Here is a 13,179-nt window from a genome sequence, read left to right on the forward strand (position 1 = left end):
AGGGTGCTTCACCATTGTGGACGCTCGTGCCGAAAGGTCGGACAGGCAGGTCCGTCCACGGTTTAGACGGCACCTGATTCCCGTTCCCGGGGAAATACCGAAGGCCGTAATCCGGCATCCCCACCGAGCGATTAATCCGGATTTTTCATACTAAGTACATAATCATCATGGAACGTCAGATCTCAGAATCCGGACCCCGGGACGAACCATCTAGGCAGGTCGATAGGCTTGGGCGAGTGGCTGACATCGTGATTCCGCAAGAGCTCAAGCCCGCCGACGGCCGTTTCGGCTGCGGGCCGTCCAAGGTACGCCCCGAGCAACTCGCCTCCCTCGCCGCAGAGGGCGCGAAGCTCATGGGCACATCGCACCGCCAGAAACCGGTCAAATCACTCGTGGGCCGGGTCCGCACCGGGCTCCGCGACCTCTTCGACCTCCCCGACGGCTACGAGGTCGTCCTGGGGAACGGCGGCGCGACCGCCTTCTGGGACATCGCCGCGTTCGGTCTCATCCGGAGCAAGTCCCAGCACCTTCAGTTCGGCGAGTTCTCGTCCAAGTTCGCCTCGGCCGTCCGCAAGGCCCCGTGGCTGGACGACCCGACCGTGATCAAGTCCGAGGCGGGATCGCACCCGGTCGCCCAGGCCGAGGAGGGCGTCGACGTCTACGCCCTGACCCACAACGAGACCTCCACCGGTGTGGCGATGCCCATCGTCCGCCCCGCCGCCGACGGCCTCGTCCTCGTCGACGCCACCTCCGGCGCGGGCGGCCTGCCGGTCGAGGCGAGCGAGTACGACTGCTACTACTTCGCGCCGCAGAAGTGCTTCGCCTCCGACGGCGGCCTGTGGATCGCCCTCATGTCGCCCGCGGCGCTGGAGCGGGTGACCGAGATCGCCTCCACCGGGCGGTACGTCCCCGACTTCTTCAGCCTGCCGACGGCGATCGACAACTCGGTCAAGGACCAGACGTACAACACGCCCGCGCTGGCGACCATCTACCTGCTCGCCGACCAGCTCGACTGGATGCTGAACCTCGGCGGGCTCAAGGGGTCCGTCGCCCGCTCCGCGGAATCCGCCCGGCGGCTCTACTCCTGGGCCGACGCCTCCGCCGTGGCCACGCCCTTCGTGCAGGACCCGGCCCAGCGCTCCAACGTCGTGGGCACGATCGACTTCAGCGACGAAATCGACGCCGCGCAGATCGCCAAGGCGCTGCGGGCCAACGGCATCGTCGACACCGAGCCCTACCGCAAGCTGGGCCGCAACCAGCTGCGGATCGGAATGTACCCGGCGGTCGACCCCGACGACGTCGAGGCGCTCACCCGGTGCATCGACCACGTGATCGAGAACCTCTGACCGTAATCACGCAGCTGCGGAACCGGGTATCGGCCGAGACGACCGTCTCGGCCGATACCGGTCTCACCCCAGGTAGGGAGAGCCGGTCCCCGGCACAGGCCGGACGGCCTGCCGGCGCATGACCCACGCCGCGAGCACCCCGCCGACCAGCCCGAACAGGTGGCCCTGCCAGGACACGCCCTGCTGGGACGGGAGAACGCCCCAGATCAGCGAGCCGTACAGCACCACCGACACGACGGCGAGCGCGATGTCGACCGTCCGCCGGTCGAACACACCCCGGGCGACCAGGTAGCCGAAGTACCCGAACACCATGCCGCTCGCGCCGATCGTCACGCTGTCGCTCGGGCTGATCAGCCAGACCCCGGCGCCGCTGACCAGCATGATCACCACGCTCGCCAGCAGGAACCTGCCGATCCCTCGCATCGCCGCGAAGAACCCCAGAACGAGCAGCGGGAGCGAGTTGGCGATCAGATGGTCGAAGCCGAAGTGGAGGAAGGGTGCCAGTACGATCCCCGGCAATCCGTCCAACGAGCGCGGCCTGATGCCGAAGCCGTCCAGGCTGGAGCCGGTGGCGTAATCGAAGATCTCAAGTGCCCACAACCCCGCGACCAGGAGAGCCACGAGGACCGCGACACGCACGGCGCCCACAAACCCTGTCGCCAGGTCGGAACGGTGGTTCGGAGGAAGACCCATGACTTCACGGTACGCAGCGGGGACCGATCGCGCGACACCGCTGAGCGGACTCACTTGGGCTGGAACCGGATCGCCCCGTCGAAACGGATCACCTCGCCGTTCATGTAGTCGTTCTCCACGAGCGAGCGGACCAGCTGCGCGAACTCGTCGGCCCGCCCCATCCGCTTGGGGAACGGGATCGGGGCGGCGAGCTTGGCCTTGAACGCCTCCGCCTCGGGACCGCTGCCGTAGATCGGGGTTTCGATGATCCCCGGGCAGATGGTGAGCACCCGGACGCCGACCGCGGCGAGGTCGCGCGCGGCGGGCAGCGTCATGCCGATGATCCCGCCCTTGGAGGCCGAGTAGGCGACCTGGCCGGTCTGTCCCTCGATCCCGGCGACCGACGCCGTGTTGATCACGACACCGCGCTGCCCGTCCGCGTCCACCGGCTCCGTCTTGGCGATCGCCGCGGCGCCGATCCGCATCAGGTTGAAGGTGCCGATCAGATTGATCTCGATCACCCTGCGGTACTCCGCCAGGCTGTGCGGGGATCCGTCCCGCCCGACCGTCCGCGCCGCGACGGCGATGCCCGCGCTGTTGACGATGACACGGAGCGGCTTACCCGTGGCCACCGCGGCGTCCACCGCCGCCGCCACCTGGTTCTCGTCGACGACGTCGGTCCGTACGAAGACTCCGCCCACCTCGTCGGCGAGCGCTTTGCCCCGTTCCTCGTTCAGGTCGGCGACGACGACGGTCGCGCCGTGGGCCGCGAGGTCGCGTACCGTGGCCTCACCCAGGCCGCTGGCTCCACCGGAGACGACTGCTGCTGTTCCGTTCAGGTTCATGACCGGACCATAACCCGGAGACCGAACGGGACTCGGCGGCGGCCCGGCGAAAACTCAGGCCTGCCGGGCCGCGACGGCGGCCTCGGCGTCGGGATAGATCTTGAACCTGCGATCGAGGCCCGTGGTCTGCAGCAGCTTGGCCACAGCGTGCCGGGGGGCGGCCAGGCACAACCCGCCGCCTGCGGCCACGGCCTGACGCCAGGTCTCGATAAGCGCGGAGAGGCCGCTTGAGTCCATGAACTCCAGCCCCTCCAGGTCGAAGACGAGGTGCGCGCCGTTCTGTTTGATGGCTTCCTTGGCCTCCTGGCGGAGGATCGGGGCGGTGAACAGGTCGAGTTCCCCCGCGACGGTCAGCACGACCACCCCGTCGTCGACGCGCCTGGCCAACCGCAGTCTCAACGGTCTCTCCTCTGCGGTTCGCGGCACTTCCGGCATGCAATCCTTACCATTCATCCGTCCATATCTCCCGTACCCCTAAGCTCACGGTGTGAACGAAGAGGCTGAGGCCGAGGGGACCGCCCCGCAGGGGGTACGGCTGCCGCAGATCAAGATGGGGCCGCTTCGTGCGGTGCTGCGACGCCTGTTCTACGCGGGAATCGTCCTCGGTACCGTGTTCCTCCTGGTTGCGCTTGATCTCGATGGGTACCGAGACAACGCCGACAACAAGGTCTCCCTACTCGACGCCCTCTACTACGCCACCGTAACCGTTTCGACCACCGGTTACGGCGACATCACCCCGGTGAGCGACATGGCCAGGTTGGTGAACATCGTCGCCATCACCCCGCTCCGTGTCGTCTTTCTGGTCATCCTGGTCGGGACCACCCTTGAGGTCCTCACCAGACGTACCCAGGAACAGATCAGAATCACCCGCTGGAGGTCCCGCGTGCACGACCACACCGTGATCATCGGATACGGCACCAAGGGACGCAGCGCCGTGCGCGCGCTCCTGGCCGCAGGCCGTACCCACGAATCCCTGGTCGTCATCGACCCGCGAGCCACCGTGATCTCCCTGGCGAACACCGAGGGCCTGACCGGAGTGGTGGGTGACGCCACCCGGAGCGAAGTGCTCAAGCAAGCCGAGGTACCCCGGGCCAAGCAGATCATCATCGCGGTGCAGCGGGACGACACCGCCGCGCTCGCCACCCTCACCGCCCGCCAGCTCAACCCCACCGCCACCATCGTCGCCGCGGTCCGCGAAGCCGAGAACGACCCGCTGCTCCGGCAGAGCGGGGCGAACGAGGTCATCACCTCGTCCGAGGCCGCCGGCCGGATGATGGGCGTCGCGACCGAGAGCCCCGCCGTGATCTCGGTGATCGAGGACCTCCTGGTCACCGGCAAAGGACTCGACCTCCACGAACGCGAAATCCTGCCCGGGGAGGTCGGGGAGCCACCGAGCAAGTGTTCGCAGATCGTGCTGGCGGTGGTGCGGGACGGGGAGATCATGCACTACGACGACCTCCGCGCCGCCCGTCTGCTCCCCGGCGACCGTCTCGTCGTCGTCGACTCCGTCTACTGAGCGCCTGGGACCGCGAAGCCGTACGGGAGTTCGAGGCGGTGGCGGGTGAGAAGTTCGCCGTCGGCGAGGATCTCGGGCGTCGGGCCGTCGGCGACGACGACCCCGCCGGAAAGAATGAGGGATCTTTCGCAGATCTCCAGGGCGTACGGCAGGTCGTGCGTGACCATCAACACCGTCACATCCAGATTTTTCAAGATCTCGGAGAGTTCGCGGCGTGACGCCGGGTCGAGGTTCGAGGACGGTTCGTCCAGGACCAGGATCTCCGGCTCCATCGCGAGCACCGTCGCCACGGCGACCCGGCGCCGCTGTCCGAAGGAGAGGTGGTGCGGCGGCCGATCGGCCGCATGCGCCATGCCGACCTTGGCGAGCGCGACCTTCACCCGCCGCTCAAGCTCGGACCCGCGTAGACCCAGGTTGGCCGGGCCGAACGCCACGTCCTCCCGTACGGTCGGCATGAAAAGCTGATCGTCGGGATCCTGGAAGACCAGCCCCACCCGCCGCCGGATCTCACGCAACCGGGCGGGCCCGACCTCAAGCCCGCCGACGTGGACCTGCCCGGCGCCGGGGGTGAGAATGCCGTTGAGGTGCAGCACCAGGGTGGTCTTGCCCGCGCCGTTCGGCCCGAGCAGGGCGACCCGCTCGCCGCGTTCGAGGGAGAGGTCGACGCCGAAGAGGGCCTGGGTTCCGTCCGGGTAGGCGTAGGCGAGCCCGGAGACGCGCAAGGCGTTCACAGCAGGCTCCCGGCCAGGATCGCCAGCGCGGTGAGCGGCAGCGTCCCCGCTATCCCCCATTGCCACCTTGATGCGGAAATATCGTCTATAACGGGAAAGGTCCCGGTGTAGCCGCGACTGAGCATCGCCAGATGCACCCTCTCCCCGCGCTCATAGGAACGGATGAAGAGCGCCCCCGCCGACCGTGCGATCACCGGAACCTGCTTGAGGTTCCGGGCGGCGAAGGCGCGGGACTCCCGGGCCACCTTCATCCGCCGCATCTCTTCAACGATCACATCCGCATATCTCAGCATGAACATGGCTATCTGCACCATGAGCTGGGGCAGCCGAAGCCTCGCGGCACCCAGCAGCAGTATCCGCGGCTCGGTGGTCGCGGCGAGCAGAATCGAGGCGACCACCCCCAGTGTCGCTTTCGCCAGAATGTTCCAGCCGGCCAGCAGGCCGTCGACGCTCAGCCAGACGCCGAGCACCTCGACCCGCGGCCCCGGCGACAGGAACGGGAGCGCCACCGCGAACAGGACGAACGGCAGTTCGACCGTCATCCGCCGGAGGATGAACGGCGGCCGGATCCCCGCGACCGCCGCCACCACGATCAACAGGGCGGCATACCCGGCGAACGCCGGAAACCTCTCCCGGTCGGTGGCCACCACCACCAAGGTGAACGCGACCACCGCGACCAGCTTGCACTGCGGGGGCAGCCGGTGCACGATCGAGTCCCCGGCCCGATAGAGCCGCCCGTGTGCGTGCCCCGCCCCCATCGCGATCAGGCGTCCGCGGCCGACCTGCCCGCCCGCCGCCGATGTTCGGTACGGCGACGCGCGGCCCACGCGACACCGCCGCCTGCCAGGAGCGTGATCGTCACCCCGATCACACCGGCCAGGCCCACCGAGATCCGCTCGTTCTCCACGCCCTTGACGCCGTAGTCCCCAAGTGGGGAATCGGCGAGATCATGTGGTTTCGCCTGCGTGTCGAAGCCGGTGTCGGCCGCCACCCGCTCCAGCCCGTCCGGTGAGCTCGACGCGTAGAAGCCGACCACACCCGCGAGCAGCAGCGTAATCACGACCCCGCCGATCAGGACGGGCCTGGTACGGCGCCGCGGCTCGGCCCGCTCCGCGTCCGCGGGTATCGGCGAGCCGTCGGCCCGACGGAGCAGAAGCGGCCGGGCGAGCGCGCGTGCGCCGTACACGAGATCGGGGCGGACGGCGAGCACGGTCGACACCGCGACCATGGTGATCAAGCCCTCGCCGATCCCGATCAGGGTGTGCACGCCGACCATCGCCGTGGCGACCGTACCGATCTCGATCGAGGACGTGCCGCCCACCGCGTAGAGCAGGGTGAAGACGAGCGCGGACACCGGGACCGAGATCAACGCGGCGGTGAAGGAGCCGATGCCGATCGCGGCCCGGCTTCTCGGGGCGAACCGGGTGACCAGCCGGAATACGCCGTACCCCACCAGAACCGTGACGATCCCCAACAATCCGATGTTGACGCCGAGCGCGGTGAGCCCGCCGTCGGCGAAGAAGAGCGCCTGGACGAGCAGCACCACCGCGATACATAAGACCCCGGTGTAAGGGCCGACGAGTATCGCGGCGAGCGCACCCCCGAGCAGATGGCCGCTCGTCCCCACGGCGACGGGAAAATTCAGCATCTGTACGGCGAACACGAATGCGGCCACCAGACCGGCCATCGGCGCGGTCCGGTCGTCGAGCTCTTTCCGCGCGCCCCGCAGACAGACGGTGACGCCGGCCACCGCCACCGCGGCGGCCGAGACGGAGACGGGAACGGTGAAGAATCCATCGGGCACGTGCACGGCAGCCTCCGTGGAGTGTGATCCACCGGCAACTTTAGAACACGTGCTGGCACCTGCAAATAACTCGCAACAGATCGATCTAACGCCGGGAGAGCATCTTCCGGAGCTTTCGGACGACCTTCCGCAGGAAGGACACCTTCGGGGTCACCCGTACGCTGAGATTGCCGTGTCCCGTGGTGAAAAGCCGGATCGTGCCCCGGCCGTTCTCCGGTTCGTCCTCGGGCGTGGCCAGCCGCACCCGGCGCTCCAGCCCCTGCGACCCGACGACCGCGAACAGATCCCAGGTGCCGAGCGGCCAGTCCGCGATCCGGGCGGTGAACGCCGCGGCCGGGTAGGCGTAGGAACCTTCCGTGAGGTCCGGTGTCGGCTCCATCACGGCGGAAACCCGACGTTTCTTCTGCTTGTCCCGGGACTGTACGACGATGTCGACGGTGGTGTCATACGCGCCGATAACGGTGAGATATGCGGTCCCGCGGAGAACCACGACCGAGCCGTCGACCTTGGCGTGCTCCAGCGAGCAGCGTGTCTTGATCCGCTTGGTCAGCTCGTACATTTCATCGGGGATCGCGGACTTCCGGAAATGCGGGTAGTTCGCGAAGACCTGCTTGTCGTCCACGATCGCCGACGACTCCGCCTCCTCGGCCGAGCAGTGGGCGATGTCCTCGAGCTCTTTGCGCAGCCCGTTCGCCACGCAGTGGGCCCGCAGGGCGTCCCAGGGCGCGAGCTGGTCCTGAATCCACTCGTTGTGCCAGCGGTCCAGCAGACGCCTGCTCTCCTGGAAGACCCGCTCCTTGTCCGGCTCCTCCATCGCGAGCCAGCGGGCCTGGAAGCGGCTGACGATCTCTTGCCGGATATGTCGCAACAAAAGGCGATTCCGGTTTTCCCCCGGCTCGACGTGCTTGGCGACCAGTTCCATCATCTCGGCGACCTGCGGGAGACGCTCCAGGTGATCGCTGCCTGCCTGGGTCAGGCTGACATGTCCGGGCCGGCGGGTCGCGTAGTAGCAGTCGTAGTCGGCGACCACCGAGATCGCTTCGGCGTTGAAGTAGACGAGCGCGGTGAAAGGCTGATCCTCACCGGTACGGAGGCCCTCGGGGAAACGAAGCCCGAGCCGCTCGATCAACGCCCGGCGGTAGAGCTTGGTGGGAGACAAGGTGTTGTACACGTTGTGCCGGTAAAGGTCGGCCTTGTCGCGACTCTGACGGAACATCGACTCCGGCACCTGACGTCCGCCCGTGCCGACCATCTTCCCCAGGACGACGTCGGACCCGTTCCGCTCGGCCATCGCGACCATGCGCTCCAGCGCCTCCGAGCCGAGATAGTCGTCGGAATCGAGGAAGAAGACGTAGTCTCCCCTGGCCCGATCCAGCGCGACGTTCCGCGGCGCCCCCGGCCCCCCGGAGTTCGGCTGATGGATGACCGTTACTTCTGGATTTTTCGTGGCATAGTCATCGAGGATGGCGGCGGAGCCGTCAGTTGAGCCGTCGTTGACGGCGATGAGCTCAAGGTTCCCCCGCCCGATACTCTGCCCAAGCACCGAGTCGAGGCATTCGCCGAGGAAATCCTCCACATTGTAAACAGCGACAATTACCGAGACCGAGGGTGCGGCCACCCGGATCCCTCCTCCAGGCGCACGAAGGCGCCTCCCGCCGTGGGAGCATCGATGATCGTTGGAAACCGGTGCCCCTCGCGGGTGCCCGTCCACCGGTGTGGTGGCCACACTAGCGCCCTTAACACAACCTTGTGCCCCGTTTCAGCGACCACCCGACTGCCGCCGAGGTCCTACATACCGCGCATTAACCTATCTTCCAGGCTTTATGCACATTCACCGCGTCCCGCATGGCCGCCTGCTCCCGGACCCGTAACCGACAGAGCACGGATGCCGAAAGAATGGACGTTCGCCCAGGTCAATGAAGCAATAGCCCATCATTCAATCGGCCCTGGAGAGATGGCCACCGACCCACTTTGGGTATCCGACGCCCCCATAAGAGCCACATTCCGGTTAGCCCATCAGGCCCACGCCACCGCCCACTGGGCCGAAGTCACCGTCGAGGTGACCCCGGCCTCCGAACACGAGGTGGCACCGGTGACCGACCAGGCGTTCGCCTGGCGCATGGACGTACACGGCCCCAATGCCCGGTACGGCGGCTCCTACGACGCCCACCTGGCCCAGGAAGCCGTCGAAGGCGCCCAAGACGCCCTGAAACGGCTTCCCGCCAACGCTCCCGCTCTACGCATCGCAGTCACCCGAATCAAAGACTCCCCCGTGGACACCGCCCCCGGCGACGTCAAACACGCCACCACCCAAGCCGTCCGGCGGGCCCTTGACATCAACGGGGACTCTCTTCCCCCATCACATCCACCCCAGAGCTGAGCCGCCCCCGTAAAGCCGTGCCGGCTCAGTCGCGCGGTAGGGCGCGAAGAACTTCACGCAGTCGAGGGACGAAAGCCTTGGGGTCGTCGGCGAAGGCGATGTGGCCGCCGGGGAAGATTGCCGGATCGATGCCCAGTTCCGCGGCGAGTGCGGTTGACGTACGGTCGCAGAGCTCGCCGGTCGAGTCCTCCCCGATTCCGATCACGATCCTGGTTCTCACCGACCGCAGCGCGTCCAAGTCGGGCCGCCAGTGGGTGGTCCCCCGGATCTCGTGGGCGAACCAGCGGCGCTCATCGGCGACCTGCTGAGGGTCGCGCTCCCCGCCGTACATCATCTCCAACGCACCCTCGGGGAGTTGGATGTTGGCCGTGACCATGAACTTCGCCCATGCACCGATCACGTCACCGGCAAGATAGGTGGCGATGAAGTCCTCGGTCTGGGCATGCAGCTGCGCACGATCCGCCAGTAGTTCGTCCAGCGGAGGTTCGTGCGCGATCACCGTATGCGCCTGCCCGGGATGAGCGATGGCGAAGGCGAGCGCGGTGACCGCACCCCCACTGGACCCGAAGACCGCGGCCTCGCCGGCGTTCAGATGGGTCAGCAGCCGGGAGAGGTCGTCGGCCCGTAGCTCCGGGGTCGAGTCCTGCTCAGGATCGTTGAGGGTGCTGCGGTTGATGCCCCGCGGATCGGTGGTGAGCACCGTGTGTTCTGCGGCGAGCAGATCGGCCAGCGGCGCGAACGCCCTGGCGTCCATCGGCGCCCCCACCAGCGCCACGAGGGGGCCCTGGCCCCGTACCTCGTAGTACAGAGTCCCATCGGGGACCTTGAGCGACCCGGTGGTGACGTTCGTCGAGTGGTTCATCGCAGCCTCCTGGACCAGCGCTGTGGTGTTTCAAAGAGGAGACTGCAGCCGTGAGCCGGAATCGTCGCTCCCAAGCAAGATTTCTTACACCGGCCCACCCGGCTTGCCTGGTGAGCCACGCCGCCGCCATCGGCCGTACAAAACGATCAAGGCTCGGACTGGGGCTTCGTAGTCTTGGCGCTCAACCAGGATCGGTCGCCATCGACCGCCGACACCCAGACATACGCACCGGAAGAATCAGCGGCCGAGGCCGGCGTCGCGGGCTTGGATGATGGCCTCGGCGCGGTCGGCGACGTGCAGCTTGGCGAAGATGTTCGAGACGTTGTTGCGCACGGTTTTCTGCGACAGGAACAGTGACGATGCGATCTGCGCGTTCGACCTTCCGGCCGCGATCAGGGACAGGATTTCACGCTCACGTGGGGTGAGCTGCGGGAACACGTGATCTTTGGAGGCCGCCGGCCCATTGGTCAGGAACTCCGCCACGCGGCGCGCGACCGTGGGGCCGAAGATTGCCTCGCCGTTGGCGACCGCGGTGATCGCCCGCCCGATCTCGGCCTGATTCGCGCCCTTCAACAGGTAGCCGCGTGCCCCGGCCCGCATCGCGGCGAACAGGGTGGCATCCTCCTCGGACATCGTCAGCATGACCACCCCGATGTGCGGGCTGTGCGCGGCGATCCGCCGGGTCGCCTCGATCCCGTCCAGCCCAGGCATCCGGATGTCCATCACCACCACGTCCGGCTGTACTTCCGTGGCCAGCTCGACCGCTTCCAGCCCGGTACCGGCCGTACCCACCACCTCGATGCCGGACATCGAGCTCAGCAGCGTCGCCAGGCCGTCCCGGTACACCGGGTGGTCATCGGCGAGGAACACCCGGATCGGCTCATCAGACATCTACCACCTCCGATACCTGTTCCAGCGGAACGGTCGCATGGACCAGTGTTCCGCCCTCGGCCGGGCAGGTGATCTCACAGTCACCGCCGAGCTCGGCCGCCCGCTCCCGGAGCGAGAACATCCCTACACCGGCTATGACATCCGCTCCGATTCCCACACCATCATCGCGTACCAGGACGTCGAGCACTCCCGCGTTCACCCTCAGGGTGATGTCGCAGCGCGAGGCATTCGCATGCCGGACGACGTTCGTCAACGCCTCCGACACGATCCGGTACGCCGCCACCTCCACCGCGGCCGGCAGCGCGTCGAGCGACTCGTCGCCGGTGACGACGACCTCAAGGCCGCTCGATCGGAAACGGTCCGCCTGCTGCCGGACCGCCCGCAGCAAACCAAGTTCATCGAGTGCGGGTGGACGCAGGTCGTGCACGATCTGCCGGATATCCGCCATGACGGTGGCGACCTCGGTGGCCGTCTGGTCGAGCATCCGGTCGGCCTCGGCGGGTGACGTGCGGGTCAGGTTCCGGGCGGTCTCGATCCGCAACGCCACCGCACCCAGGCTCGGGCCCAGCCCGTCGTGCAGGTCCCGCCGCAGCCTGCGACGTTCCTCCTCACGGGTGACCACGAGCCGGGCGCGGATACGTTGCAGGTCGGCGCTGAGTTCCGAAGCGCGTGCCGCCGCGGCCGCCTGGCGTACCAAATCGCCTAGAAGCTGCTGGTCCCGTTCGGTCAGGTCGGTCCGGCACAACACCAGTCTCCCGACCTGTTCGGCACGGTACGCGACCGGCAGCGACACCGACGGGCCTCGCGGTGAGCCGTACTCCACCACCGAGCGCTTTCCTCCCGGGCGCTCGATCTCCACCCGGACGTAGGACAGCCGGAACGCGTCGGCAAGCGTTCGTGCCACCGCGACGAGCTGCGCATCCGGGTCGGTGGCCAGTTCGAGCCGCTTGGCCAGCGTCGACACCGTCGCGTACGGATCCTCCCGCGATCCGCGCACCAGTCGGCGGATCACCCGCACCAGCCAGGTTCGCAGCGGCAGGTAGACCGCCGCGACGATCGCGAGCGCGGCGAGCGCGGAGTTTCGCTCGTCGAGCACGGTGCCGACGGCGGTGAACACGGCTACATCCACCAAGATCACCAATACGGCGAGTATGCCGTACAGGGCTGTCGCCGGGAGCAACCTGTCGATGTCGTACAACCGGTACTTGGTCACCGCGACCACCACGGCGGAGGAGGTGAGCGCGATCGCCAGACCGAGCGTGGCCCCGGAGGAGAGCTCCGGCGGCAGCACGTACCCCACCAGCAGCACGAACATGTCCACGAGCGCGGCCCACATCAGCCAGCGGATCTGTGCCCGCCGGTCGGGGTCGGCGGAACGGTAGCGGTGGACCATGACCGCGAACGGCACCACCAGGCTCACCACCACCCCGGTGTACGCGATCTTCAGGATCGGCAGCCAGAAGCCGTACGGCAGTTCGATGCCGAACGGGTCGAACGCGAGCCGCGCGATCTCGGGAGGCAGCGGCGTGGCGAGGTAGCGCGCCAACACCGACTGCGGCACCACCATCATCACCGCCGGCAGCAGCGCGGTCAGCGCGAGACTGATCACGGAAAGCCCGCGCCACAGTCTGGCCGTCGGCAGGCGCCCGCCGGGGAACATCAGGATCAGCAGCGGCAGCCCGAGCAGCAGCGTCGCGCCGAACCGCGCATAGAACCAGTAGGCGGCCGAGGCACCCGGCGTGCCCGGCGCCACGTAGATCGCGTACGTGGCCCAGCCGACGGCGAAACCGTCCAGGACCCAGGCCAGGCCGGAGATGGTCAGGACCCAGGCGACCGAGTGCCGTGGCAGCCGCCGGAGGAGAAGAACGCCTGGCAGCACCTGCGCGAGACCGGTCAGTGCCAGCGTCCAGCCCGACTCGAACCCAGCACCGCTCGGCACTTCCACCCCGCGGTTGCGGATGTCCAGAAGGATCGTGCCGATGGCCAGTGCGACGGCGGCGACAGCCAACGTGCCTGCCAGGTGGCGCGTTGCCGTCGGACCGCGCGGTGTCACGTTCTCCACAAGTTGCATTCTCGCCAGGAGTGTCCCGATTGTCCCGAGACTACCGTCCCGACCGGATCGGGAAACATCG

The 13,179-nt window shown here is 67.6% G+C and carries 13 protein-coding genes; 3 read left to right on the forward strand and 10 right to left on the reverse strand.

Translation table 11 applies throughout. The features are described 5' to 3' along the window. Window positions 1-236 precede the first annotated feature (236 nt). On the forward strand, window positions 237-1,346 hold the full coding sequence (gene serC / locus RUR_RS30855; protein ID WP_283138739.1) for a phosphoserine transaminase: 1,110 nt from the start codon (window positions 237-239) through the stop codon (window positions 1,344-1,346). A 63-nt stretch (window positions 1,347-1,409) separates the two neighbouring features. Here the strand turns inward: serC and RUR_RS30860 are convergent, their stop codons facing one another. From RUR_RS30860 to RUR_RS30870, 3 genes are read right to left on the reverse strand one after another with little or no spacing between them, the layout of a single operon-like run. Further along, window positions 1,410-2,039 carry a rhomboid family intramembrane serine protease gene (locus tag RUR_RS30860; protein WP_283138740.1) on the reverse strand — a complete coding sequence of 210 codons (630 nt, stop codon included), beginning with the start codon at window positions 2,037-2,039 and terminating at the stop codon, window positions 1,410-1,412. Window positions 2,040-2,089: 50 nt separating this feature from the next. Then, window positions 2,090-2,863 (reverse strand): SDR family NAD(P)-dependent oxidoreductase, encoded by a 774-nt coding sequence (locus RUR_RS30865; RefSeq protein WP_283138741.1) that lies wholly within the window; start codon window positions 2,861-2,863, stop codon window positions 2,090-2,092. A 54-nt stretch (window positions 2,864-2,917) separates the two neighbouring features. Further along, window positions 2,918-3,262 (reverse strand): STAS domain-containing protein, encoded by a 345-nt coding sequence (locus tag RUR_RS30870; RefSeq protein ID WP_283138742.1) that lies wholly within the window; start codon window positions 3,260-3,262, stop codon window positions 2,918-2,920. Window positions 3,263-3,350: 88 nt separating this feature from the next. On the opposite strand from RUR_RS30870, the gene RUR_RS30875 reads away from it, so the two are divergent. Further along, window positions 3,351-4,379 carry a potassium channel family protein gene (locus RUR_RS30875; protein WP_283138743.1) on the forward strand — a complete coding sequence of 343 codons (1,029 nt, stop codon included), beginning with the start codon at window positions 3,351-3,353 and terminating at the stop codon, window positions 4,377-4,379. On the opposite strand, the gene RUR_RS30880 is transcribed toward RUR_RS30875, so the two are convergent. The 4 genes from RUR_RS30880 to RUR_RS30895 all read right to left on the reverse strand — a co-directional run bounded on the left by RUR_RS30880 (window position 4,373) and on the right by RUR_RS30895 (window position 8,532). Beyond that, complete coding sequence (locus tag RUR_RS30880; protein WP_283138744.1) at window positions 4,373-5,110, reverse strand: energy-coupling factor ABC transporter ATP-binding protein; 738 nt, start codon at window positions 5,108-5,110, stop codon at window positions 4,373-4,375. The genes RUR_RS30875 and RUR_RS30880 overlap by 7 nt on opposite strands. Beyond that, on the reverse strand, window positions 5,107-5,937 hold the full coding sequence (cbiQ, locus tag RUR_RS30885; RefSeq protein ID WP_346349081.1) for a cobalt ECF transporter T component CbiQ: 831 nt from the start codon (window positions 5,935-5,937) through the stop codon (window positions 5,107-5,109). Before cbiQ ends, RUR_RS30880 begins: the two co-directional genes overlap by 4 nt. After that, window positions 5,874-6,920 (reverse strand): energy-coupling factor ABC transporter permease, encoded by a 1,047-nt coding sequence (locus RUR_RS30890; RefSeq protein WP_283138746.1) that lies wholly within the window; start codon window positions 6,918-6,920, stop codon window positions 5,874-5,876. The genes cbiQ and RUR_RS30890 overlap by 64 nt, the downstream gene beginning before the upstream one ends. A gap of 79 nt (window positions 6,921-6,999) precedes the next feature. Beyond that, window positions 7,000-8,532 (reverse strand): glycosyltransferase family 2 protein, encoded by a 1,533-nt coding sequence (locus tag RUR_RS30895; RefSeq protein WP_283138747.1) that lies wholly within the window; start codon window positions 8,530-8,532, stop codon window positions 7,000-7,002. A gap of 474 nt (window positions 8,533-9,006) precedes the next feature. Here RUR_RS30895 and RUR_RS30900 point away from each other — a divergent pair, with 474 nt between their 5' ends. After that, the gene (locus RUR_RS30900; RefSeq protein ID WP_283138748.1) at window positions 9,007-9,294 is read left to right on the forward strand and encodes a hypothetical protein; all 288 of its coding nucleotides are present in this window, start codon (window positions 9,007-9,009) and stop codon (window positions 9,292-9,294) included. A 25-nt stretch (window positions 9,295-9,319) separates the two neighbouring features. On the opposite strand, the gene RUR_RS30905 is transcribed toward RUR_RS30900, so the two are convergent. From RUR_RS30905 to RUR_RS30915, 3 genes are all read right to left on the reverse strand, one after another. Beyond that, window positions 9,320-10,156: an alpha/beta fold hydrolase gene (locus RUR_RS30905; RefSeq protein WP_283138749.1), complete on the reverse strand. Its 837-nt coding sequence runs from the start codon at window positions 10,154-10,156 to the stop codon at window positions 9,320-9,322. A gap of 237 nt (window positions 10,157-10,393) precedes the next feature. Next, the gene (locus RUR_RS30910) at window positions 10,394-11,026 is read right to left on the reverse strand and encodes a response regulator transcription factor (RefSeq protein ID WP_346349082.1); all 633 of its coding nucleotides are present in this window, start codon (window positions 11,024-11,026) and stop codon (window positions 10,394-10,396) included. Between the two features lie 13 nt (window positions 11,027-11,039). Continuing rightward, the gene (locus RUR_RS30915; RefSeq protein WP_283138751.1) at window positions 11,040-13,055 is read right to left on the reverse strand and encodes a sensor histidine kinase; all 2,016 of its coding nucleotides are present in this window, start codon (window positions 13,053-13,055) and stop codon (window positions 11,040-11,042) included. Window positions 13,056-13,179: the final 124 nt, after the last annotated feature.

The sequence above is a fragment of the Rhizohabitans arisaemae genome (assembly GCF_025996515.1).
Classification (GTDB): domain Bacteria; phylum Actinomycetota; class Actinomycetes; order Streptosporangiales; family Streptosporangiaceae; genus Rhizohabitans; species Rhizohabitans arisaemae.

Bases quoted from the DNA above. Each gene is read 5' to 3' on its own strand.
- RUR_RS30860 (WP_283138740.1), bottom strand. From the start codon at position 2,039: ATGGGTCTTCCTCCGAACCACCGTTCCGACCTGGCGACAGGGTTTGTG.
- RUR_RS30905 (WP_283138749.1), bottom strand. From the start codon at position 10,156: ATGAACCACTCGACGAACGTCACCACCGGGTCGCTCAAGGTCCCCGAT.
- RUR_RS30865 (WP_283138741.1), bottom strand. From the start codon at position 2,863: ATGAACCTGAACGGAACAGCAGCAGTCGTCTCCGGTGGAGCCAGCGGC.